Annotated in this window: 21 protein-coding genes; 18 read left to right on the top strand and 3 right to left on the bottom strand. The window is 69.9% G+C overall.

The genetic code is table 11. The features are described 5' to 3' along the window. The first annotated feature begins 36 nt into the window (after positions 1-36). Positions 37-474, top strand: coding sequence for a 30S ribosome-binding factor RbfA (gene rbfA / locus AB8M85_RS16870; protein ID WP_372700001.1), 438 nt, complete (start codon positions 37-39; stop codon positions 472-474). 120 nt (positions 475-594) lie between these two features. Here rbfA and AB8M85_RS16865 read toward each other — a convergent pair whose 3' ends face one another. Further along, on the bottom strand, positions 595-1713 hold the full coding sequence (locus tag AB8M85_RS16865; RefSeq protein ID WP_372700000.1) for a ScyD/ScyE family protein: 1119 nt from the start codon (positions 1711-1713) through the stop codon (positions 595-597). 442 nt (positions 1714-2155) lie between these two features. Between AB8M85_RS16865 and AB8M85_RS16860 the strand changes: the two genes are divergently transcribed. The 10 genes from AB8M85_RS16860 to AB8M85_RS16815 all read left to right on the top strand — a co-directional run bounded on the left by AB8M85_RS16860 (position 2156) and on the right by AB8M85_RS16815 (position 13772). Further along, positions 2156-4030, top strand: a complete 1875-nt coding sequence (locus AB8M85_RS16860) for an APC family permease (protein ID WP_372699999.1) — start codon at positions 2156-2158, stop codon at positions 4028-4030. A gap of 133 nt (positions 4031-4163) precedes the next feature. Then, the gene (truB, locus tag AB8M85_RS16855; RefSeq protein ID WP_372699998.1) at positions 4164-5075 is read left to right on the top strand and encodes a tRNA pseudouridine(55) synthase TruB; all 912 of its coding nucleotides are present in this window, start codon (positions 4164-4166) and stop codon (positions 5073-5075) included. Positions 5076-5175: 100 nt separating this feature from the next. Beyond that, on the top strand, positions 5176-5550 hold the full coding sequence (locus tag AB8M85_RS16850) for a hypothetical protein (protein ID WP_372699997.1): 375 nt from the start codon (positions 5176-5178) through the stop codon (positions 5548-5550). Next, positions 5547-5978: a hypothetical protein gene (locus AB8M85_RS16845; protein ID WP_372699996.1), complete on the top strand. Its 432-nt coding sequence runs from the start codon at positions 5547-5549 to the stop codon at positions 5976-5978. Before AB8M85_RS16850 ends, AB8M85_RS16845 begins: the two co-directional genes overlap by 4 nt. Positions 5979-6058: 80 nt before the next feature. After that, the gene (locus AB8M85_RS16840; protein ID WP_372699995.1) at positions 6059-7018 is read left to right on the top strand and encodes a bifunctional riboflavin kinase/FAD synthetase; all 960 of its coding nucleotides are present in this window, start codon (positions 6059-6061) and stop codon (positions 7016-7018) included. After that, entirely contained in the window at positions 7011-7841 is an 831-nt protein-coding gene (locus AB8M85_RS16835; protein WP_372699994.1) for a class I SAM-dependent methyltransferase, read from the top strand. Before AB8M85_RS16840 ends, AB8M85_RS16835 begins: the two co-directional genes overlap by 8 nt. Before the next feature lie 99 nt (positions 7842-7940). Continuing rightward, positions 7941-8210 carry a 30S ribosomal protein S15 gene (gene rpsO / locus AB8M85_RS16830; protein WP_372699993.1) on the top strand — a complete coding sequence of 90 codons (270 nt, stop codon included), beginning with the start codon at positions 7941-7943 and terminating at the stop codon, positions 8208-8210. Positions 8211-8475: 265 nt separating this feature from the next. Then, entirely contained in the window at positions 8476-10713 is a 2238-nt protein-coding gene (locus AB8M85_RS16825; RefSeq protein ID WP_372699992.1) for a polyribonucleotide nucleotidyltransferase, read from the top strand. Positions 10714-10728: 15 nt separating this feature from the next. Continuing rightward, positions 10729-12129 carry a M16 family metallopeptidase gene (locus AB8M85_RS16820; protein ID WP_372699991.1) on the top strand — a complete coding sequence of 467 codons (1401 nt, stop codon included), beginning with the start codon at positions 10729-10731 and terminating at the stop codon, positions 12127-12129. Between the two features lie 134 nt (positions 12130-12263). Beyond that, positions 12264-13772 (top strand): alanine/glycine:cation symporter family protein, encoded by a 1509-nt coding sequence (locus AB8M85_RS16815; RefSeq protein ID WP_372699990.1) that lies wholly within the window; start codon positions 12264-12266, stop codon positions 13770-13772. A gap of 116 nt (positions 13773-13888) precedes the next feature. Here the strand turns inward: AB8M85_RS16815 and AB8M85_RS16810 are convergent, their stop codons facing one another. Beyond that, positions 13889-14161, bottom strand: coding sequence for a MoaD/ThiS family protein (locus AB8M85_RS16810; protein WP_372699989.1), 273 nt, complete (start codon positions 14159-14161; stop codon positions 13889-13891). Between the two features lie 11 nt (positions 14162-14172). After that, positions 14173-15354 carry a GTP 3',8-cyclase MoaA gene (gene moaA, locus AB8M85_RS16805; RefSeq protein WP_372699988.1) on the bottom strand — a complete coding sequence of 394 codons (1182 nt, stop codon included), beginning with the start codon at positions 15352-15354 and terminating at the stop codon, positions 14173-14175. Between the two features lie 147 nt (positions 15355-15501). Between moaA and AB8M85_RS16800 the strand changes: the two genes are divergently transcribed. The 7 genes from AB8M85_RS16800 to AB8M85_RS16770 all read left to right on the top strand — a co-directional run bounded on the left by AB8M85_RS16800 (position 15502) and on the right by AB8M85_RS16770 (position 20277). Then, a complete protein-coding gene (locus AB8M85_RS16800) occupies positions 15502-15897 on the top strand; it encodes a molybdopterin-binding protein (protein WP_372699987.1) in 396 nt (131 codons plus the stop codon). Between the two features lie 2 nt (positions 15898-15899). Then, positions 15900-16685: a molybdate ABC transporter substrate-binding protein gene (gene modA / locus AB8M85_RS16795; protein ID WP_372699986.1), complete on the top strand. Its 786-nt coding sequence runs from the start codon at positions 15900-15902 to the stop codon at positions 16683-16685. Further along, positions 16682-17500, top strand: a complete 819-nt coding sequence (locus AB8M85_RS16790) for a molybdate ABC transporter permease subunit (RefSeq protein WP_372699985.1) — start codon at positions 16682-16684, stop codon at positions 17498-17500. The genes modA and AB8M85_RS16790 overlap by 4 nt, the downstream gene beginning before the upstream one ends. An 84-nt stretch (positions 17501-17584) precedes the next feature. Continuing rightward, positions 17585-18856 (top strand): gephyrin-like molybdotransferase Glp, encoded by a 1272-nt coding sequence (glp, locus tag AB8M85_RS16785; protein ID WP_372699984.1) that lies wholly within the window; start codon positions 17585-17587, stop codon positions 18854-18856. Continuing rightward, the gene (gene moaC / locus AB8M85_RS16780) at positions 18853-19353 is read left to right on the top strand and encodes a cyclic pyranopterin monophosphate synthase MoaC (protein WP_372699983.1); all 501 of its coding nucleotides are present in this window, start codon (positions 18853-18855) and stop codon (positions 19351-19353) included. Before glp ends, moaC begins: the two co-directional genes overlap by 4 nt. Further along, the gene (locus AB8M85_RS16775) at positions 19350-19838 is read left to right on the top strand and encodes a molybdenum cofactor biosynthesis protein B (protein WP_372699982.1); all 489 of its coding nucleotides are present in this window, start codon (positions 19350-19352) and stop codon (positions 19836-19838) included. Before moaC ends, AB8M85_RS16775 begins: the two co-directional genes overlap by 4 nt. Further along, a complete protein-coding gene (locus AB8M85_RS16770) occupies positions 19831-20277 on the top strand; it encodes a molybdenum cofactor biosynthesis protein MoaE (RefSeq protein WP_372699981.1) in 447 nt (148 codons plus the stop codon). Before AB8M85_RS16775 ends, AB8M85_RS16770 begins: the two co-directional genes overlap by 8 nt. The last annotated feature ends 6 nt before the right edge of the window (positions 20278-20283 follow it).

The following is a 20283-nucleotide window of genomic DNA, read 5'->3' as shown; positions in this document are numbered from 1 at the left end:
GCACCAACCAGCACACTGAATCCCCAGGAGGGCATCATGGCCGATCCGGCTCGCGCGGCACGGCTCGCGCAACGCATCAAGGTCCTGGTCGCGCAGTCGCTCGGCAAGGTCGTGAAGGATCCCCGCGTCGAGAGCGTGACGATCACCGACGCCCGGGTCACCAACGACCTGCAGAACGCGACCGTCTACTACACGGTGTTCGGCGACGACGAGGCCAAGGCAGGAGCCGCGGCCGGGCTGGCCAAGGCCAAGGGGATCCTGCGCAAGGAGGTCGGCCGCAACCTGACCGTCCGACTGACCCCGACGCTCGAATTCGTCGCCGACGAGATCCCCGTCAACGCCTCGCACCTCGAGGAGCTGCTGCGCGAGGCCAAGGCCCGCGACGCGGAAGTGGCCGCCCTGGCCGCCGAGGCACGCCATGCCGGCGACGCCGATCCGTACAAGCACCCGGACGAGGACGAGGACCGGGACTAGTCGCGTCCATCGCCTCGCCGCGGCATACCGTCGCGGCGGACGGACAGCCGGCCGGGGCCGGTGGCGGCCACCCGAAGGTGGCCGCCACCGGCCCCGGCCGGTTTTGTGGTTCCATCCGTCCTACCAGACCCGCATCTTCACCAGCTTCCCGGTGGGCATCAGGGCCTCGGTGACCGCGATCAGCCTGTGGTCGGAAACCTCGATGTCGGCGGGCATAGTGGGGGTGGACACCGTCGTCGTGCGGTGCTGCCCGAGGCGGGAGATCCGGTTGCCGAACAACTCCGAGACATACACGGTTCCCCGCTCGTCCACGGCGACCCCGGTCGGCGCCTGCAGGCCGGAGGCCAGCAACTGGGTCCTGCCCGAGTGCAGGTGGGTCCGGTAGACCTTGCCGTGGCCAAGTTCCTCGCCGGGCGCTCCCGGAAGGACCGAGTAGTACAGCCAGTTGCCGCGCACCTCGATGTCGGTCGGCACCGCCTGCATCCAGTAGGTCAGTCCCTTGGCGCACTCCGGGATCGTCATCTTCATGTCCGCCGCAGCAGCGACCACGCTGTCGTCGATCTTGATCGGCTCGGCTGGGATGGTGCGTACCAGCTGGACGTGCCCGCGGTGGGAGACGTAGACGATGTCATTCGCACCCGCATCCCCGACATACACGCCGTGCCGCGTTGGTGCGGTGGAGTACGGGTGCGAGTAGACCTCGCCGCGGGACTGCAGGAACGGCGCCTGCGCCAGGCAGGACTTGCTGATCTTGCGGACCCCGTAGACCGTCCGTCCGTCGGGGTTGCGTCGCTCCTCGAAGGTGCTCAGGTCGGTCAGGGTGCGCATGTGGCCGCGGCTGTCCAGGGTCTTGACCTTCGCCGGCAACAGGGTGGATGGCGGCTCCTCCGGGTTCGCCGGCTGGTCGTTCTGCGTGAAGTAGGTGGTGCCACCGCGATAGGACACCCCTGCGATCTCCTTCCCGGGGGCCGAGACCAGGGTGCGCCGGTGTCCGTTGGCGTCGATCCTGGTCAGCATGCCCGCCATGGATTCGGCGACCAGGTAGCTGTGCCGCAGGCCGAAGGCCACCTTGAGGGGCGAGATCAGCCCGTCGGCGACGTCCACCACGCGGCTGGTCGGCGGGGAGGAGTGGCCGTGTCCATGGCCGTGGTGGCCCGGGTGGGCCAGGGCCGGTCCCGAGGTCAGCGTGATGGCAAGTGCTGCGGCGGCAGTGGATGCCGCCAGGGTACGAAATCTCATGATCATCCGATCGGGAGCGTGCCGGACATGCCGGCACGGGTGCTTGCTCCGGAGTTCGCCGGCAGGCCGCAGGGCCGGCTGCAGAGAGTCGGGTACGCCGCGCTGACGGTGATGATGCACACCCCAGAAGGGGCGGAGGGGAGACCGGCGCATCCCCCAGGAGCCTCCGCGCTGCCACGGTACGGACCCGTGCGTGGTGAAATCGTAGGACCGTGTCAAGGGGGTGTCAAGATGCCCTTCCCGCAGGTATTGCCATGAGGCAACAGGGACGCCCCCGATGCTCTGTCCCGGTCGGTACGGCACGGACTGCCGGGGCGGAAATCAACAGCGGGCCCGGGGAAAACCCAACAAGTATTTGGCATCTTGTCTTTTCCAGACGGGATTGCCGGGCCTAATCTGAATGAACTGGGATTCCTGTCAAGCACGCAAGGAAGTGTTGACTATGGGCCTCGCACACGAAACCGAGCGCAATTCGTTCGAATCGACCGACACGGCCCTGAAGCGAAATCTCTCCTTTACGCAATTGCTGTTCCTCGGCGTCAGTGCGCAAATAGGTTCCGGGTGGCTCTTCGGGGTCCTGGCGGCCGCCGGCGTTGCCGGTCCAGCCGCAATCCTCTCGTGGATCATCGCCTCGGTCCTGGTGTTCCTGATCGCCCTGACCTATTTGGAACTCGGGGCCATGTTGCCACGCTCCGGGGCCATCGTCAGGTACACCTTTTTGAGCCACGGCGCCTTCTCCGGCTGGATCATCGGCTGGGCCTACTGGCTCTCGGTCGTTTCCATCCCGCCGATCGAGGCAGAAGCGACGCTGACCTACATCGGCGGCAGGTTCCCAGAGACGGGATTGCTGACCACCGTCGACGGCCTGCAGCTTCTGAGCTGGCCGAACGGGATCATCAGCGGGTTCGTCCTGATGTTCCTCTTTTTCGCGCTGAACTTCTTCGGGGCGCGCTTCCTGGCCGAATCCAATCGGTGGGTGACCATCTGGAAAATCGCCCTGCCCACGCTGACCTTCATTTTCCTGTTCTTCATCCTCGATGGCAGCAACTTCACGTCCTATGGGGGCTTTGCGCCGATGGGCGTTCCGCCGATCTTCCATGCGATTGCCACCACGGGCATCATCTTCTCCCTCCTGGGCTTCCGACAAGCCCTGGACTTCGGTGGCGAAGCGAAGAACCCACAACGCAACGTCCCCTGGGCGACGGTCGGATCGATCGTCATCCCAGCGATCATCTATACGCTGCTCCAAGTCGCCTTCATCGGCGCCATCAACTGGAAGGACATGGGACTCGCCGGCGGGCAATGGGACCAGCTGGTAGCCGGCGGCTGGGCGGACGGGCCCCTGTTCCATGCCCTTGACTCGGCCAACATCGCGGCTCTGGCCGCCTTGGGAACCTTCCTGCTCATCGACGCGGCGGTCTCGCCATTGGCCACGGGGTGGGTCTATCTGGGCACCGGGGCGCGGACGGGATACGGGCTGGGGGTGTACAGGAACATCCCACGGAAGTTCACCACCAGCAACCGTTTCGGCATCCCGTGGCTGGCACTGCTTGTCTCGGCCGTCGTTGGCTGTGTGTTCTTCGTCCCGGCGCCCAGCTGGTACCAACTGGTCGGCTTCATCAGCTCCGCGGCGGTCTTGACCTACATCATGGGCGGGGTCGGGCTCCCGGTCCTGCGCAGAACCGCCGGTTCACTGAAGCGGCCCTTCACGTTGAAGGCCTATCGCGTCTGGTCCCCGATCTCTTTCCTGGCTGCCGTGTTGATCCTGTATTGGAGCGGATTCTCCACCCTGGCCAACGTCTTCACAGCCACGTTCATCGGCCTGCCCTTCTTCACGGCCTACTACGCCTGGAAGAGCAAGTGGATCTCCGCCGCCCCCGCGGCGGTGATCAGCGTGGTCTTCCTGATCGCGTGGGTATGGGTCGCCAGTGCCGGAGGCTGGGTCCTGAGCGGTGCGGAGGCCCAGCGTCCGGGCGGGTGGCCGTTCCCGGTGTACTACGCGGTGTTCTGCGTGCTGGTGGTCGCTTTCTGCGCCGCCTTGTGGTTGTTCAGCAGCGGGACGGGCCGTCGGCACGTGAACGCCACCTGGTGGCTGATTTGGCTCCTGTTGGCCTCGCTCCTGGTTGGCTACCTGGGCGTCTACGGTCCACTCGAGAGCCCGGTCCTGCGGTTTCCCTGGGGAATGGGCGTCGAACTGCTCGTGGGAATTGTGACCTATGTCTGGGCTGTCAAATCTGGCTTCAACACCGAAGAAGTCCAGCAGATCGTGGCCGAGGCGGAAGCCAGCGGAGGGGAGGTATCCACTGGTTCCATCTAGGTCAATTGACCACGGACGGCGTTCCCACCCGTTGCCGGTCACGGCCTGTATGCGAGACCAGCGGCCACACGCCAAACGGTCCTTCGACTGGCTGGCGTGAACGGCACAGGACCGTGCCACCTATACTGGGGACGTGAAAAAAGGTGCCAGCACAGATCAGGCCGCCGTCGGATCGGGACTGGTGATCGTCGACAAGCCGCAGGGCTGGACCAGCCACGACGTCGTGGGCCGGACCCGCAAGCTGGCCGGGACCCGCAAGGTGGGGCACGCCGGCACGCTGGACCCCATGGCGACCGGTGTCCTGGTGGTCGGCGTCAACAAGGCCACCCGGCTGCTCACCTACATCGTCGGCGTCGGCAAGACCTACACGGCGACCATCCGGCTCGGTGAGAACACCGTCACCGACGACGCCGAGGGCGAGCTCATCCAGTCCCGCATCGCCGCAGCCGTCACCGGCGAGCAGATCCGCGACGGCGCCGCCGCCCTGACCGGGGACATCGAGCAGGTCCCCTCCAGCGTCAGTGCGATCAAGGTCAACGGCGAACGGTCCTACGCCCGGGTGCGCAGCGGCCAGGACGTGGACCTGCCGGCCCGGCCGGTCACCGTGGCCCGGTTCGAGGTCCACGACATCCGCCGGCTGCGCGGCGGGAAGATCCAGGACGTCGACGTCACCGTCGAGTGCTCCTCGGGCACCTACATCCGCGCCCTGGCCCGCGACCTCGGCGAAGCGCTGGGCGTCGGCGGCCACCTCACGGCGCTGCGGCGCACCCGCGTCGGGCCCTACGACATCGCCGGCGCCCGCACCATGGAGCAGCTGGCCGACGGATTCTCTCTGCTGCCCCTCGACGAAGCGGCCCGGGCCCTGTTCCCGAACCGCGAACTCAGCGCGCACGAGGCCACCGAGCTGTCCTTCGGACGGCGCATCGGACCCAACGACGACGACGCGGCCGTCACCGCAGCCTTCGCCCCGGACGGGACCTGCGTGGCGCTGTTGAAGAACAAGGGCGAGGCGGCCAAACCCGAGATCGTCTTCGCCACCGCCTGACCACCATCGCGGCGCACACCCCGCCGCGGCCATCCGCCCGCCTGCCCCGCGCACCCAGCACGGCACGGCGTGACCACCCCAGAACCGAAAGGGACCGCCCGTGATCGTCGACGGATTCTTCATTGCCGGGGCGGTCATCTGCGCCCTGTCCGTCATTGCCAGCGTCGTCGCCACGATCCTCCGCGACTATCCCGACGACTACGCCATCATCTCGGTTGCCGCCGTCGAGCTCTTCCTCGTCGTCTACGGCTTCGCCGCGGCCATCCGGCAGGGCGGCGGGGAGGCGATCTCGGGGGAGCCGTGGGAGTTCTGGGGGTACGTGGCCACCGCGCTGTTCGTCCCGGTGGTCGCCTTCTGGTGGGCCGTGACCGACAAGACCCGCTGGTCCAACGCGGTGTTGGCCGCCGTCGGGCTCACCGTCTTCGTCATGTTGTACCGCATGGAACAGATCTGGGATGGAGCACCCCTCGCATGAACAACACCACCACGCCGGGCAGGACCGGACGGCAGGCCGGGCTCGGCCGCATCATCATCGCCGTCTACGGGATCTTCGCGATCTCCTCCACCGCCCGGGCCGGCTACCAGATCCTCACGAAGTTCGACGAGGCCCCCCTGGCCTATGCGCTCAGTGCCGTGGCCGCCGTCATCTACATCATCGCCACCATCGCCCTGGCCTCCCACAAGCCCGGCAGCTGGCGGCTGTCGCTGGCGGCGATCCTGATCGAGCTGGCCGGCGTGGTCGTCGTGGGCATCCTCAGCTTCGCGCTCCCGCAGGACTTCGCGCACCCGGCCGTCTGGTCCCACTTCGGGCAGGGCTACGGCTACATCCCGCTGGTGCTGCCGCTGATCGGGTTGTGGTGGCTGTTCCGCCACCGCGAGAGCGCCGCCGTGCCCGGTCGCTGATTCGGCAACCCGGGCCGATCGTGAATAATGGACAAGGCGCCAGCCCGGCGATCGACAACAGCCGCACCCGAAGGAGCACAGTGCACTACTGGAAAGGCCTCGAATCCGTTCCCGCGGACTTCGGGCCATCGGTCGTCACCATCGGCAACTTCGACGGCGTGCACCGCGGCCACCGCGAGGTCCTGGCTACGCTAACCGCCCTCGGGACCGAACGCCAGGCCGCCTCCGTGGCCATCAGCTTCGACCCGCACCCGGCGCTGGTCCACCGGCCGGAAACCTGCCCTCCACTGATCATGGGCCTGGCCGACCGGATCGACTCGCTGGCCGAGACCGGGCTCGACGCCCTGCTGATGGTCCACTACACCCTCGAATTCGCCCAGGCCAGCGCCGAGGAATTCGTGCGCTCCCTCATCGTCGAGCGGCTCCATGCCTGCGCCGTCGTCGTGGGCCACGACGTGCGATTCGGGCGCGACAACGCCGGGGACTTCTCCACCATGGTCGAGCTGGGGCAGCGCCACGGGTTCGACGTCATCGGCATCGACGACGTCGGCGACGCCCGCCGCTGGTCCTCCACCTGGATCCGCGAGGCGCTGACCGACGGGGACGTGGCCACCGCGAACGAGATCCTCGGCCGCCCGCACCGCATGCGCGGGGAGATCGTCCACGGAGCCGCCCGCGGCCGCGAACTCGGCTTCCCCACCGCCAACCTGTCCACCGACGCCTCGGGGATCATCCCCGCCGACGGCGTCTATGCCGGATGGCTGGTCGACGAGGCGGGCATGCGCTGGCCGGCGGCGATCTCCGTGGGCTCGAACCCCACCTTCGAAGGCGTCAGCCGGCAGGTCGAGGCCCATGTCATCGACCGGCCGGCCGAGGACGTCGGGGACTTCGACCTCTACGGCCAGCAGTCCGTCGTCGAATTCGTGGCCCGGTTGCGGCCCATGGTCGCCTACCACGGCGTCGAGGCGCTGATCGACCAGATGAACGAGGACGTCGAACGCGCCCGCGTGATCCTCGAGGGCGATCCGGCCGGTGTCTGAGGGCGAACGCCCCGCCCCGGCGACCCGGCCCGCCCCGGGTGCGCCGATCCCCAACCTGCCGGGCCGGGCCCTCGAACTCGGCGATTCCCGGCGCCGCGCCTTCGGGGCGGCCTTCGCCACCGGGGGAGTGCGCTACGACGCGGTCCGCCCGTCCTACCCGGAGGCCGCCGTCGAGTTCCTGGTTCCCGGCGGGGCCCGCGACGTGGTGGACCTCGGCGCCGGAACCGGAATCCTCACCCTCCAGCTGGCCGGACGCGGACTGCGCACGACGGCGGTGGATCCGTCGGCCGACATGCTCGACCAGTTGCGGCGCAAGTCACCGGATCCTGCCACGGTGCAGGCCCCTGCCGAGGAGACCGGGCTGCCCGACGACGCCTTCGACATGGCCACCTGCGCCCAGGCCTGGCATTGGGTGGACGTGCCGCGCGCCTCGGCCGAGACCGCACGGATCCTGCGCCCCGGCGGCCAGCTGGGCCTGGTCTGGAACCAGCTCGACGTGACCGTCCCCTGGGTCCACCGGCTGAGCCGGATCATGCATGCCGGGGACGTGCACCGCCCGGAATTCGTCCCGGAGGTCGGCCCGGAGTTCACCGGGTGGGAGTCGCTGCAGGTGCACTGGGAACAACCTGTCACCCCCGAGCACCTCATCGAGCTGGCCCGCTCGCGCAGCTACTACCTGCGCGCCGGCGCCGAGACGCGGGCCCGGGTCGAGGCCAACCTCGCCTGGTACCTGTACGAGCACCTGGGCCACGCGCCGGGGCAGCGGCTTGGCCTGCCCTACTACACCCACGCCTGGCACGCCCGCCTGCGCCCGGGCCGGTGATGCTAGACTGGTCGTTGGTGTGCGCTGCAGTCCGCGGTTGCGTGTCACCTCGCCGGCAACGGCAAACCATCTGTTCGCGGTACAACTCCAGGAGTTCATGTGGCACTCGACGCTGCTGTCAAGACCGAAATCATCAAGGCGTACGCCACCCACGAAGGCGACACGGGTTCCCCCGAGGTGCAGATTGCCGTTCTGTCCCGTCGTATTCTGGACCTGACGGAGCACCTGAAGTCCCACAAGCACGACCACCACACCCGCCGCGGCCTCATGGCCATGGTTGGTCGCCGTCGTCGCATGCTCGGGTACCTCAAGGACACGGATATCGCCCGCTACCGTGCGCTCATCGAGCGCCTCGGCCTGCGCCGCTAGCCAGCTCCACGAAAGCGGTCCTCCCGCCGGGTTACCGGTGGGAGCGGCCGCTTTCTGGCAACGGGCCCGCGCCCCGCGCCACCACCACAAGTGAAAATCGCAGGAACCAGCCATCGCGGACATTCGCGGTCCTCGGTAGTGGTCTCCGGGAACCGGCACGACGCCGGGACTCCCGTGGGCCTCGATCGAAGACCGGGTGCCCCCTCCGGTGGAACCGGGGACGATGGGCTGGCCTGCGCCAAATGAGAAACGGAGGTGACTCTCCATGGAGGGTCCCGAAATCCAGTTCGCAGAAGCGGTCATCGACAATGGCCGGTTCGGATCACGCACCGTCCGCTTTGAGACCGGGCGCCTCGCCCAGCAGGCCGCAGGTGCGGCCATGGTCTACATCGACGACGACACGTCCATGCTCTCGGCCACCACGGCCGGCAAGCACCCCCGCGAGGGCTTCGACTTCTTCCCCCTGACGGTGGACGTCGAGGAGCGCATGTACGCCGCCGGCCGCATCCCCGGCAGCTTCTTCCGCCGCGAGGGCCGCCCCTCGACCGAGGCCATCCTGGCCTGCCGCCTCATGGACCGTCCGCTGCGCCCGGCCTTCGTGAAGGGCCTGCGCAACGAGGTCCAGGTGGTCGTCACCATCCTGTCCATGAACCCGGACGACCTGTACGACGTCGTGGCCATCAACGCCTCCTCGATGTCCACCCAGCTCTCGGGCCTGCCGTTCTCCGGCCCCATCGGCGGCGTCCGCGTTGCCCTGGTCGACGACGGCAACGGCGCCCAGTGGGTGGCCTTCCCGAAGCACTCCCAGCTCGAGAACGCAGTGTTCTCGATGGTCGTGGCCGGCCGCGTTGCCGGTGACGACGTCGCCATCATGATGGTCGAGGCCGAGGCCACCGACCACGCCTGGAATCTGATCAAGGAAAACGGCGCCACCGCCCCGACCGAAGAGGTCGTGGCCGAGGGCCTCGAGGCCGCCAAGCCGTTCATCCAGGTCCTCTGCGACGCCCAGGCCGACCTGGCCGGCCGCGCCGCCAAGCCCACCGTCGAGTTCCCGGTCTTCCGCGACTACGAGGACGACGTCTACGCCGCCGTGGAGGCCGCCGCCTCCACCAAGCTGGCCGAGGTCTTCGCGATCGCCGACAAGCAGGAGCGCGACAATGCCTCCAGCGCGTACCGCGACGAGATCGTCGAGCAGCTCGCCGGCGAGGGCAAGGAGTTCGAGGGCCGCGCCAACGAGGTTTCCAAGGCCTTCGGCGCCGTGACCAAGCAGGTCGTGCGCCAGCGCATCCTCACCGAGCAGGTCCGCATCGACGGCCGTGGCCTGACGGACATCCGCCAGCTCACCGCCGAGGTCGAGGTCCTGCCCCGCGTGCACGGTTCGGCGATCTTCGAGCGCGGCGAGACCCAGATCATGGGTGTCACCACGCTGAACATGCTCAAGATGGAGCAGCAGATCGACTCGTTGTCGCCGGTGACGCGCAAGCGCTACATGCACAACTACAACTTCCCGCCGTACTCCACCGGCGAGACCGGCCGCGTCGGTTCCCCGAAGCGCCGCGAAATCGGCCACGGTGCCCTCGCCGAACGCGCCCTGGTACCAGTGCTGCCGACCCGCGAGGAATTCCCCTACGCGATCCGCCAGGTCTCCGAGGCCCTCGGCTCCAACGGCTCCACCTCGATGGGCTCGGTCTGCGCCTCGACGCTGTCGCTGCTCAACGCCGGTGTGCCGCTGCGCGCCCCGGTCGCCGGCATCGCCATGGGCCTGGTCTCCGACCAGGTCGACGGCCAGACCCGCTACGCGGCACTGACCGACATCCTGGGCGCCGAGGACGCCATGGGCGACATGGACTTCAAGGTCGCCGGCACCTCCGAGTTCGTCACGGCCATCCAGCTGGACACCAAGCTCGACGGGATCCCGGCCTCCGTGCTGGCCGCCGCGCTGAAGCAGGCCCGCGAAGCCCGCCTGCACATCCTCTCGGTGATCAACTCCGCGATCGACGCACCGGATGAAATGAGCGAGTTCGCCCCGCGCATCATCTCGGTGAAGATCCCCGTGGACAAGATCGGCGAGGTCATCGGCCCCAAGGGCAAGATGATCAACACCATCCAGGAGGACACCGGCGCCGACATCTCCATCGAGGATGACGGCACGGTCCTGATCGGCGCGACCAACGGCGAATCCGCCGAGGCCGCCCGCTCCGCCATCAACGCGATCGCCAACCCGATGGTCCCGGAGGTCGGCGAACGCTACCTCGGCACCGTGGTGAAGCTGACCACGTTCGGCGCCTTCGTGTCCCTGACCCCGGGCAAGGACGGCCTGCTGCACATCTCCGAGCTGCGCAAGCTCGCCGGTGGCAAGCGCGTCGACGACGTCGAAGACGTCGTGTCGGTGGGCCAGAAGCTCCAGGTGGAGATCACCAAGGTCGATGACCGCGGAAAGCTCTCCCTGGCCCCCGTCGTCGCCGACGAGGCCGACGCCGAGTCCTCGCCCGCCAACGCGTAGGGACGAGAACCACACATGGCATTGATTCCTCTGCCGCTTCATGGCTCGGGAATGTTCCCGTCGACCGCTGAGCAGGGTGCCCCCGGCACCGGCACGCCGATCGAGGACGGGGATCCAACCATCCTGCACGGGGAGGCCGGAGGGGCGCTGGTGCGCCGTTCCGTCCTCCCCGGCGGGGTGCGGGTGCTGACCGAGGCGATGCCCGGCCAGCGCTCGGCCACCATCGGCTTCTGGGTCGGTGTGGGATCGCGTGACGAGGCCGAGGGCCAGCACGGATCCACGCACTTCCTGGAGCATCTGCTCTTCAAGGGCACCACCCGCCGCAACGCCATGGACATCGCCTCCGCCTTCGACGAGGTCGGTGGCGAATCCAACGCCGCCACGGCGAAGGAAAACACCTGCTACTTCGCCCGCGTCCTGGATGCGGACCTGCCGCTGGCTATCGACGTGATCGCCGACATGATCACCTCCGCCGTGCTCGATCCCCAGGAACTCGAGCAGGAACGCGACGTCATCCTCGAGGAAATCGCCATGGACAGCGACGACCCGGGGGATGTCGCGCACGAGAAATTCGTCGCCGCCGTCCTCGGCACCCACCCGTTGGCCCGCCCCATCGGCGGCACCCCCGAGGCCATCCTGTCCATCGGCCGCGAGGCCGTCGTGGACCACTACCGCCGGTACTACAAGCCCAGCGAGCTGGTCATCACCGCCGCCGGGTCGCTGGATCACGACGAGGTCTGCCGGCAGGTCCTCGAGGCCCTGCGGACGGCGGGCTGGGAACTGGAGAATGGCGCCCTGCCCGAACCGCGCCGCAGCACCGATCCCGTCCAGGTCACCGGCCAGCACACCATCGACGTCATCCGCCGCCCCGTCGAACAGGTCAACATCATCATGGGCTGCCCGGGCATCGTGGCCACCGACGAACGCCGCCATGCCATGAGCGTGCTCAACGCCGTGCTCGGCGGAGGGATGTCCTCGCGACTGTTCCAGGAGATCCGCGAGAAGCGCGGCCTGGTGTACTCGACGTATTCCTTCTCCGCCGCCTACTCCGATGTCGGCTACTTCGGCATGTACGCCGGCTGCGCCCCGGGCAAGACCGGCCAGGTCATCGCGCTGCTCGGCGAGGAACTGGACAAGCTCGCCGCCGAGGGCATCACCGCGGAGGAACTGCGCAAGGCAGTCGGCCAGCTCTCCGGGGGCATGGTACTTGCCCTGGAGGACCCGGGATCGCGCATGTCCCGGCTGGGCCGCGCGGAGCTGGTCACCGGCGTCTTCCAGGACCTCGACGAGACGCTGGAACGTGTCCAGGCCGTCACCCGCGACGAGGTCCAGGCCCTGGCCCGCGAAATGGCCTCCCGGCCGCGGACCATCACGGTCGTCGGGCCCTTCGACCAGCCTGCCGACTTCGGGCTGTAGGCCGATCGGCGCGGACATCGCCCCGCCACCGCCGCGCCATACACAGAAATTCCACAGCAAGCCTCTATGCTCTAAGTGATGTGGTCTCGATCACGCCACATCGCTCGTGACATACCTTTGAGAGGCGTTGTTCCATGAAATTCGATGACATAGAGGCCTTCCTGTCGGATGTCGGCAGTGTTGTCTGGGGTCCGTTCATGCTGATCCCGCTGCTGCTGGGCACCGGTCTCTACCTGACCATCCGGCTCGGCGGCCTGCAGTTCCTCAAGCTCGGCGCCGCCCTGCGCCTGGGCATCCTCAAGCGCAAGGATGCCGGAGCCGAGGGTGACATCTCCCAGTTCCAGGCGCTGACGACGGCGCTGGCCGCAACCGTAGGCACCGGCAACATCGTCGGCGTGGCCACGGCCATCGGCATCGGCGGCCCCGGAGCGCTCTTCTGGATGTGGATGACCGGCCTGCTGGGCATGGTCACCAAGTACTCCGAGGCCTACCTGGCCGTCAGGTTCCGCGGAACTGACGCCGCAGGAGAGAAGTCCGGTGGCCCGCAGTACTACCTCGAGCGTGGGATCAAGGGCCCCCTGGGCAAGGTGCTGGGCCTGATGTTCGCGATCTTCGCCGTTTTCGCCTGCTTCGGCATCGGCAACATGACCCAGGGCAACTCCATCGCCTCCAACGTGGAGAGCAGCTGGGGCGTTCCGCCGTGGGTCACCGGCGTCGTGCTGACCGTCCTGGCGATGGTGGTGCTGGTCGGCGGCATCAAGTCCATCGGCCGCGTTACCGCCGGCCTGGTTCCGGTCATGATCGTGTTCTACGTCCTTGGGGCCCTCTACATCCTGCTGGCCAATGTCGGGCAGATCCCGGAGGCGCTGGGCCTCATCTTCTCCGACGCCTTCACCGGCACCTCGGCCGTCGGCGGCTTCGCCGGCTCGGCGATCATCATCGCCGTCCAGTTCGGTGTCGCCCGCGGTCTGTTCTCCAACGAATCCGGCCTGGGCTCGGCACCGATTGCGGCCGCCGCTGCGCAGACCACCCACCCGGTGCGCCAGGGCCTGGTGTCGATGACGCAGACGTTCATCGACACGATCATCGTCGTCAGCTTCACCGGCCTGGTCATCGTGACCACCGGGGCCTGGAAGGCCGTCGACCCGGAGACAGGCGAACAGATCTCCGCGGCCCTGATGACCGGCGAGGCCTTCACGAACGGGCTGCCCGGGGAGTGGGGCCACTGGATCGTGACCGTCGGCCTGGTGCTCTTCGCGTTCTCCACCATCTTGGGATGGTCCTACTACGGGGAACGGAACATGGAGCGCCTGTTCGGGCGCCGGACCGTGATGCCCTTCCGGGTCCTCTTCTCCCTGGTGGTCTTCATCGGCTGCACCGTCCAGCTGGGCGTGGTCTGGGCGTTCTCCGATGTGATGAACGGGCTGATGGCCCTGCCGAACCTCGTCGGCCTGCTGGTGCTCTCCGGACTGATTGCCCGCGAGACCCGGCACTACCTCAAGCACGACCCGAAGCTGGAGGCCACGAAGGAGGAGATCGAGGCGTTCATGGCCGACCGGCCGGGCTGGGATGAATGGAAGTCCGGCGATGTGATCGGCTCCAGCCGCAACTACGGCGCAGGACGCGCCAAAGTACGCGACTAGCACTCACGCCGGGACCACACTCGGCAGCAGGACGGCCGGCCACCACGAGGTGGCCGGCCGTCCTGCTGCCGGGTGGCCGACGCCCAGGACGTGCGGACCGGCGTCGGGAGTGCGGCTCAGCCGCCGGCGAAGGGCGGCAGGATGTCGATGGTGTCCTGCTCGGAGAGCCGGCGATTCCGATCGCGGGCACCGGTCTCGTTGACCAGGAAGCTGGAGCGGGAGACCACGCGCTGCAGCGGTGGACCGGACGTGCCGCCGGGGACCACCTGTGGCAGGTGGGAAAGCAGCGAACCCAGCGTTCCGCCGTCGTGCTCGATGTCGGAGAGGCTGACCTCCACCTCGGTGGTGCCGGCCGCTGCGGCAGCGGCGGCGAAGAACCTGACCTTCACTGAACCTCCACTTATCCTCCGATGGCGCTCATGGAGCGGTCGGGTTGCACGAAATCCTTCTCGCCCAGGCCGGTGTGGTCCATGCCGTGCGCGCGGGGCTTGGCCCACATGGCGGCGCGCCACCGGTCGGCGATCTGCGCGTCGGAGGCCCCGGAGCGCAGCAGCGCGGTCAGGTCCGTTTCCTCGCGGGAGAACAGGCAGCTCATGATCCGGCCCTCGGCGGTGATGCGGGTGCGGCGGCAGTCGGCGCAGAACGGTTCGGTCACCGAGGCGATGATGCCCACGGTGCCCAGGACCTCGCCCGGGGCGCCGTCCGCTCCGGCCAGGGCGCGGACGACATAGCGTTCGGCCGGGGCCCCATCGCGGGCATCGGGGGAGACGGCGAGGTCGTAGTGGGCGCGCAGCAGCGTCCGGGTGTCCTCGGCGGTGACCATGTTGGTGCGGGTCCAGCCGTGGTCGGCATCCAGGGGCATCTGCTCGATGAAGCGCAGCTCGAAGCCGCGTTGCAGCGACCAGGCCAGCAGGTCCGCGGCCTCGGTGTCGTTGACCCCGCGCAGCAGCACGGCGTTGATCTTGATCGGACGCAGCCCGGCTTCGTCGGCGGCCTCGATGCCCTCGAGCACCTTGTGGAAGAAATTCCGGCGCGTGAGCTTAGCGAAGGACTCGGCGTGGATGGTATCGAGCGAGACGTTGATCCGGGACAGGCCCGCCGCCGCCAGCGCCGAGGCCTTGGCCGCGAGACCCACGCCGTTGGTGGTCATCGAGATCGGCAGGTCGGGGTGGTCGGCGCGGACCCCGGCGATGATCTCCACGAGGTCCTTGCGCACCAGCGGCTCGCCGCCGGTCAGCCGCAGCTCGCGCACCCCGTGGGTGTCCACGGCAATGCGCACCAGCCGGCGGATCTCCCCGCCGGTCAACAGCCGTTCGGCGGGCAGCCACGCCAGGCCGTCGGCCGGCATGCAGTAGGTGCAGCGCAGGTTGCACTTGTCGATCAGCGAGATCCGCAGATCGGTGGCGACCCGGCCGAAGCGGTCGACTAGGCGCGGGTCGTCGCCCGGGGCCGGGGGCGGGATGGCGCCGGTGGTGGCCTCGGGGGCCGAGGTGCCGGGGGCGGGGACGGCCGGCAGGCCCAGGGAGACCGCACTGCGCCCGTCGCCGGACGCCGGGGTCGAGGGGGTGGTGCTGCAGGTCATGCTCCGAGGGTAGTCCAGTTTCGGGTGGAATTCAGTGGCAGGTGCGCGGTCGTCCCGGCCCGCGGGATGGGCGTATCCCGCAGGGTGCTGGCCGTTGATGCCGCAGGACGGGTATCGCCCCGCAAATGCGTCGTCTACGCTGGATCCATGACGCATCTGCGAGTTTCCGAGGCGGCGCGGTTCCTCGGGGTCAGCGACGACACCGTCCGCCGGCTCATCGACGCCGACCACCTGCCGGCCGGCCGCGACGCCGCCGGCCGCATCACTGTGGACGGGGTCGACCTGGCCGCCTACGTCCGCAGCCTGGCCAACCACCCCGAGGATCCGGCCACCGTGGCCTCCTCGGCACGGAACCGCTTGGTCGGGCTCGTCACCGCCGTTACTGCCGACCGGGTCATGGCCCAGGTGGAGCTGCAATGCGGGCCTTTCCGGGTGGTCTCGCTCATGAGCAGCGAGGCGGTCCGGGACCTGGGCCTGGAACCCGGGGCCGTCGCGACCGCCGTCATCAAGTCCACGAACGTCATCATCGAGACGCAGGGCTGAGCATGCGACCCCGTCTGCCCACAGCACCCATCGCCGCCCTGGCCGCCGCCGCCCTGCTGCTCTGCGGGTGCGCCACCGGGGGCGCGGCAGCCGACGGGGGCACCACGCCGGGTTCCGGAACCGCGGACCGGGGCACCGCCGTCGTGCAGTTTTCCGCCGCTTCGTCGCTGACCGACCTGGCGCCCGAGCTCACCGCCGCCTACGCCCGGCAGACCGGGGACCGCACGCCGATCCAGGTCAACCTCGGTGCGTCCTCGAAGCTGGTCCAGCAGGCCAATGCCGGCCAGCAGCCCGATCTGCTCATCACCGCCGATACCGAGGCCCCGCAGGCCCTGCAGCAGCCCGGCGGGTTCGAGGCGCCGGTGGAGCTGGCCGCCAACCACCTGGTGCTGGTCGTGCCCGCTGACTCGCCGATCACGCGCGCCGACCAGCTGGCCGGGGCCGGGCCGGTGGCCCTCTGCGCCCCGGCCGTGCCGTGCGGGCGCACCGCCCACGCCTACCTGGAGCAGGCGGGGCTCACGCTGGACACGGCCAGCGAGGAGGCCGACGTGCGCTCGGTGCTGACCAAGGTCACCGCCGGACAGGTCGATGCCGGCTTCGTCTACGCCACCGACGCTGCCGCGGCCGGCGACGCGGTGCGCGTGATCGCGCTGCCCGGCGTGGCACCGAATGTGTATCCGCTGCTGGTCGCCACCGACGCGTCCGCCCCGGCACGGGACTTCGCCCACTGGCTGCAGGGGGACGCGGCCGCACGGCTCTTCCGCGCCGCGGGCTTCACCCGCCCATGACCCGCATCCCCCTCTCGCCGCGCATGCTGCGGGCGACGACCCCCGGCTGGCTCTGGGTGCCCGCGGCGATCGGCCTGGCCGCCCTGGCCGGGCCGCTGGTGGCGCTGTTCGTCGCCGCGAACTGGCAGGACCTTCCCGCCCTGTGGGCCCGCGGGGACGCCCGCACCGCGCTGGGGTTGTCCCTGACGACGGCGGCGGCGTCCACGGTGGTCTGCTTCGTGCTGGGCCTGCCGCTGGCCGTGCTGCTCTCCCGGCTGCACGGGATCGTCCTGGCGCTGCTGCGGGGGCTGCTGGTGGTGCCGCTGGTGCTCTCGCCCGTGGTCTCCGGGCTGGCGCTGCTGTACTTCTGGGGCCGGCAGACCCTCGTGGGTGGCTGGCTGGAATCGATCGGGTGGGGGGTCGGGTTCAGCCCGGCGGCCGTGGTGCTGGTCCAGGTCTTCGTCTCGCTGCCGTTCTTCGTCGTCTCGGCGCTGGGCAGCATCGAGGCGGTGGACACCGACCTGGAGTTCGCCGGGGCCAACGCCGGGGCCACCTCCGGCCAGATCCTGGCCCACATCACCCTGCCGCTGGCCGCCCCCGGCATCCTGGTGGGCACGCTGCTGGCCTTCGCCCGGTCGCTGGGCGAATACGGCGCGACCATCACGTTCGCCGGCTCCGTGGCCGGACGCACCCGGACGCTGCCGCTGCAGATCGAACTGGCCCTGAACTCCAACGACCCGCAGGCCGCACTGGGCATCAGCCTGATGCTGATCGGGCTGTACCTGATCGTGCTGGTCATCGCGGGCGCGGCCGTGGGCCGGATCTTCCGCCACTGACCATCCGGCTCTGGCAGTCCACCACCGGACCTTCGCCACCGTCCCTTCGCCACCTGCCCGCGGCCCGGCCGTAGGATGGACCGCATGGACTCCAGCTTCCGGCGCACTGTCGAGGACCACCGCGCCGCCGTGCACCGCCTGCTGGCCCCGCTGGCGGACCGGCTGGGCACCGACCGGCTTCCCCTCGCCGACGCCCTGGGCCGCGTCCTGGCCGCCGACCTGCCCGCACCGCACCCGCTGCCGCCCTTCGACAACTCGCAGATGGACGGCTACGCGGTGCGCACCGCCGACCTGGCCGCCGGAGCGCCGCTGCCCGTGGGGCCGCCGATCCCGGCCGGCGCCGTGGCCCCGCCGCTGCCAGCCGGTACCGCGGTTCCCATCATGACCGGGGCGATGCTGCCCGCCGGAGCCGATGCCGTGGTGCCCATCGAACGCGCCGACCCGCCGCGGTTCCCCGCTCCCGGCACCGGGGCGGCCGTCGCCCTGCCCGCGGCCACCCCGGCCGGGCAGTTCATCCGCGCCGCCGGCAGCGACATCGCCGCCGGATCCACCGCCCTGGCCGCCGGCACGCGGCTCGGGCCGGCCCAGCTCGGCCTGGCGGCCGCCCTCGGCGTCGGCACCCTGGCGGTGCGCCGCCGTCCCCGCGTCCTGGTCCTGGCCACCGGCGACGAGGTCCGCGCCCCCGGGGAACCGCTGGCCCCCGGGCAGATCCACGACGCCAACACGACGCTGCTGGCCAGCCTGCTCACCGAGGCCGGCGCCCAGGCGATCCCCGCGGGGATCAGCACGGACGACCGGCAGGCCTTCGCCGCCGACCTCGCCGCCCAGCTGGGTCCCGCCGGCGCCCCGGCCGTGGACCTCGTCGTCACGAGCGGGGGCATCAGCCAAGGCGCCTACGAGGTGGTCCGGCAGGCCGTGGCCCGGCACGGCGTCGACTTCGGATCGGTCGCCATGCAACCGGGCGGACCCCAGGGCCTTGGCCTGCTCGAGCTGCCCGGCGCCGCACCGACGCCCCTGCTGGCCTTCCCGGGCAACCCGGTCAGCGGCGTCGTCAGCTTCGAGATCCTGCTGCGCCCGGTCCTCGCCGACCTCACCGGCGCGCCCGACCGGCACCACCTCCGCCCCCGGCTCACCGGGACCCTGGACCCGCCACCGCCGGGCAAGCTGCAGGCACGGCGCGCCGTGGTCACCACCGGGCACGACGGCGGGGCCAAGGCCACTGCCGTGGGCGGGCCCGGATCACACCTCGTCCACGCGCTCGCCACCGCCAACGCGCTGCTGCTGCTGCCCGCCGACGGCCCCGCACCCCAGGCCGGGGAACCGGTCGACGCCCTGATCTACGGAGACCTGCCATGACCGAGTCCGACACCCCGCCCCTCAGCCACGTCCGCGCCGACGGATCGGCCCACATGGTCGACGTCTCGCACAAGGCCGAGACGTCCCGCACCGCCACCGCCCAGGCGGTGCTGCGCACCCGGCCCGACGTACTGGAGATGATCGCCAGCGGCGACCTGCCCAAGGGCGATGCGTTCGCCGTCGCCCGCGTCGCCGGGATCATGGCCGCCAAGAGGACCCCCGACCTCATCCCGCTGTGCCACCCGCTGCCGCTGGCCAAGGCCACCATCGACTTCTTCCCCGACGCCGCCGCCGGCACCGTGCGGATCGAGGCGACCGTGTCCACCCGGGGAGTGACCGGCGTCGAAATGGAGGCCCTGACCGCCGCCTCGGTGGCCGCCCTGGCCCTGTACGACATGACCAAGGCCGTCGACAAGCACGCGGTCATCTCCGAGACGAAGGTGCTGGCCAAATTCGGCGGCAAGAGCGGCGACTGGACCCTGAAGGGTCCGGCATGACCGGGCCCGCGCGGCACGCCGCCGTCCTGATCGCCTCCACCCGGGCCGCCACCGGCGTCTACACCGACCGCAGCGCCCCGGTGGTCACCGAGTGGCTCACCGGGCACGGCTTCGCGGTCGGCGCGCCGACCATCGTCCCCGACGGCGAGGCGGTCGGCACCGCACTGCGCCGGCTGCTGCAGGCGGAGCCGGCGGTCATCATCACCAGCGGCGGCACCGGGCTCTCCCCGGACGACAGCACCCCGGAGATGACCGAGCCGCTGCTGGACCGGCAGATCCCCGGGATCATGGAGGCCATCCGGGCGGCGGGCCGGGCCAAGACCCCCCACGCAGCGCTCAGCCGGGGCCACGCCGGCACGGCGGGGCGCACCTTCATCGTCAACCTGCCCGGTTCACCCGGCGGCGTCGCCGACGCCCTGGCGGTGCTGGACCCCCTCATCGGACACCTCTGCGAACAGATCGAAGGCGGACACGGACATGCATGAGCCCACCCCCGAGGCGGCAGGCGTCGTCGTCTTCTCCGGCATGGCCAGCGAGGCCATCGACGTGCAGACCGCCTGGGACGCCGTCGAGACCGACGCGACCGGCGCCGTCGTGACCTTTGGCGGGGTGGTGCGCAACCACGACGGCGGACGCGCCGTCGAGCGGCTGGTCTACAGCGCCCACCCCAGCGCCGAGGTGCGGATGCGCGAACTGGCCGACGACGTCGCCTCCCGGCACCCGGGCACCCGGCTCTGGGCGGCCCACCGGGTCGGCCCCCTGGCGATCGGCGACGCGGCGCTGGTCGCCGCAGCCGCCGCCGCCCACCGGGGCGAGGCCTTCGAGGCGTGCCGCGACCTGGTCGAAGCCGTCAAGCACGGGGTCCCGGTCTGGAAGGAACAGCACTTCGCCGACGGCGACACCGAATGGGTGGGCATGGCCTGAGGCGAT

Source organism: Arthrobacter sp. JSM 101049 (assembly GCF_041679245.1).
In the GTDB taxonomy this organism is placed as follows: domain Bacteria; phylum Actinomycetota; class Actinomycetes; order Actinomycetales; family Micrococcaceae; genus Arthrobacter_H.
The sequence above is the reverse complement of the archived record's forward strand: the minus strand, read 5'-3'. Positions and strand labels throughout refer to the sequence as shown.

Coding starts and splice junctions, on each gene's coding strand:
- rbfA (WP_372700001.1), top strand. CDS start 37: ATGGCCGATCCGGCTCGCGCGGCACGGCTCGCGCAACGCATCAAGGTC.
- AB8M85_RS16865 (WP_372700000.1), bottom strand. CDS start 1,713: ATGAGATTTCGTACCCTGGCGGCATCCACTGCCGCCGCAGCACTTGCC.
- AB8M85_RS16860 (WP_372699999.1), top strand. CDS start 2,156: ATGGGCCTCGCACACGAAACCGAGCGCAATTCGTTCGAATCGACCGAC.
- AB8M85_RS16845 (WP_372699996.1), top strand. CDS start 5,547: ATGAACAACACCACCACGCCGGGCAGGACCGGACGGCAGGCCGGGCTC.
- AB8M85_RS16825 (WP_372699992.1), top strand. CDS start 8,476: ATGGAGGGTCCCGAAATCCAGTTCGCAGAAGCGGTCATCGACAATGGC.
- AB8M85_RS16820 (WP_372699991.1), top strand. CDS start 10,729: ATGGCATTGATTCCTCTGCCGCTTCATGGCTCGGGAATGTTCCCGTCG.
- AB8M85_RS16815 (WP_372699990.1), top strand. CDS start 12,264: ATGAAATTCGATGACATAGAGGCCTTCCTGTCGGATGTCGGCAGTGTT.
- moaA (WP_372699988.1), bottom strand. CDS start 15,354: ATGACCTGCAGCACCACCCCCTCGACCCCGGCGTCCGGCGACGGGCGC.
- AB8M85_RS16800 (WP_372699987.1), top strand. CDS start 15,502: ATGACGCATCTGCGAGTTTCCGAGGCGGCGCGGTTCCTCGGGGTCAGC.
- modA (WP_372699986.1), top strand. CDS start 15,900: ATGCGACCCCGTCTGCCCACAGCACCCATCGCCGCCCTGGCCGCCGCC.
- AB8M85_RS16790 (WP_372699985.1), top strand. CDS start 16,682: ATGACCCGCATCCCCCTCTCGCCGCGCATGCTGCGGGCGACGACCCCC.
- glp (WP_372699984.1), top strand. CDS start 17,585: ATGGACTCCAGCTTCCGGCGCACTGTCGAGGACCACCGCGCCGCCGTG.
- moaC (WP_372699983.1), top strand. CDS start 18,853: ATGACCGAGTCCGACACCCCGCCCCTCAGCCACGTCCGCGCCGACGGA.
- AB8M85_RS16775 (WP_372699982.1), top strand. CDS start 19,350: ATGACCGGGCCCGCGCGGCACGCCGCCGTCCTGATCGCCTCCACCCGG.
- AB8M85_RS16770 (WP_372699981.1), top strand. CDS start 19,831: ATGCATGAGCCCACCCCCGAGGCGGCAGGCGTCGTCGTCTTCTCCGGC.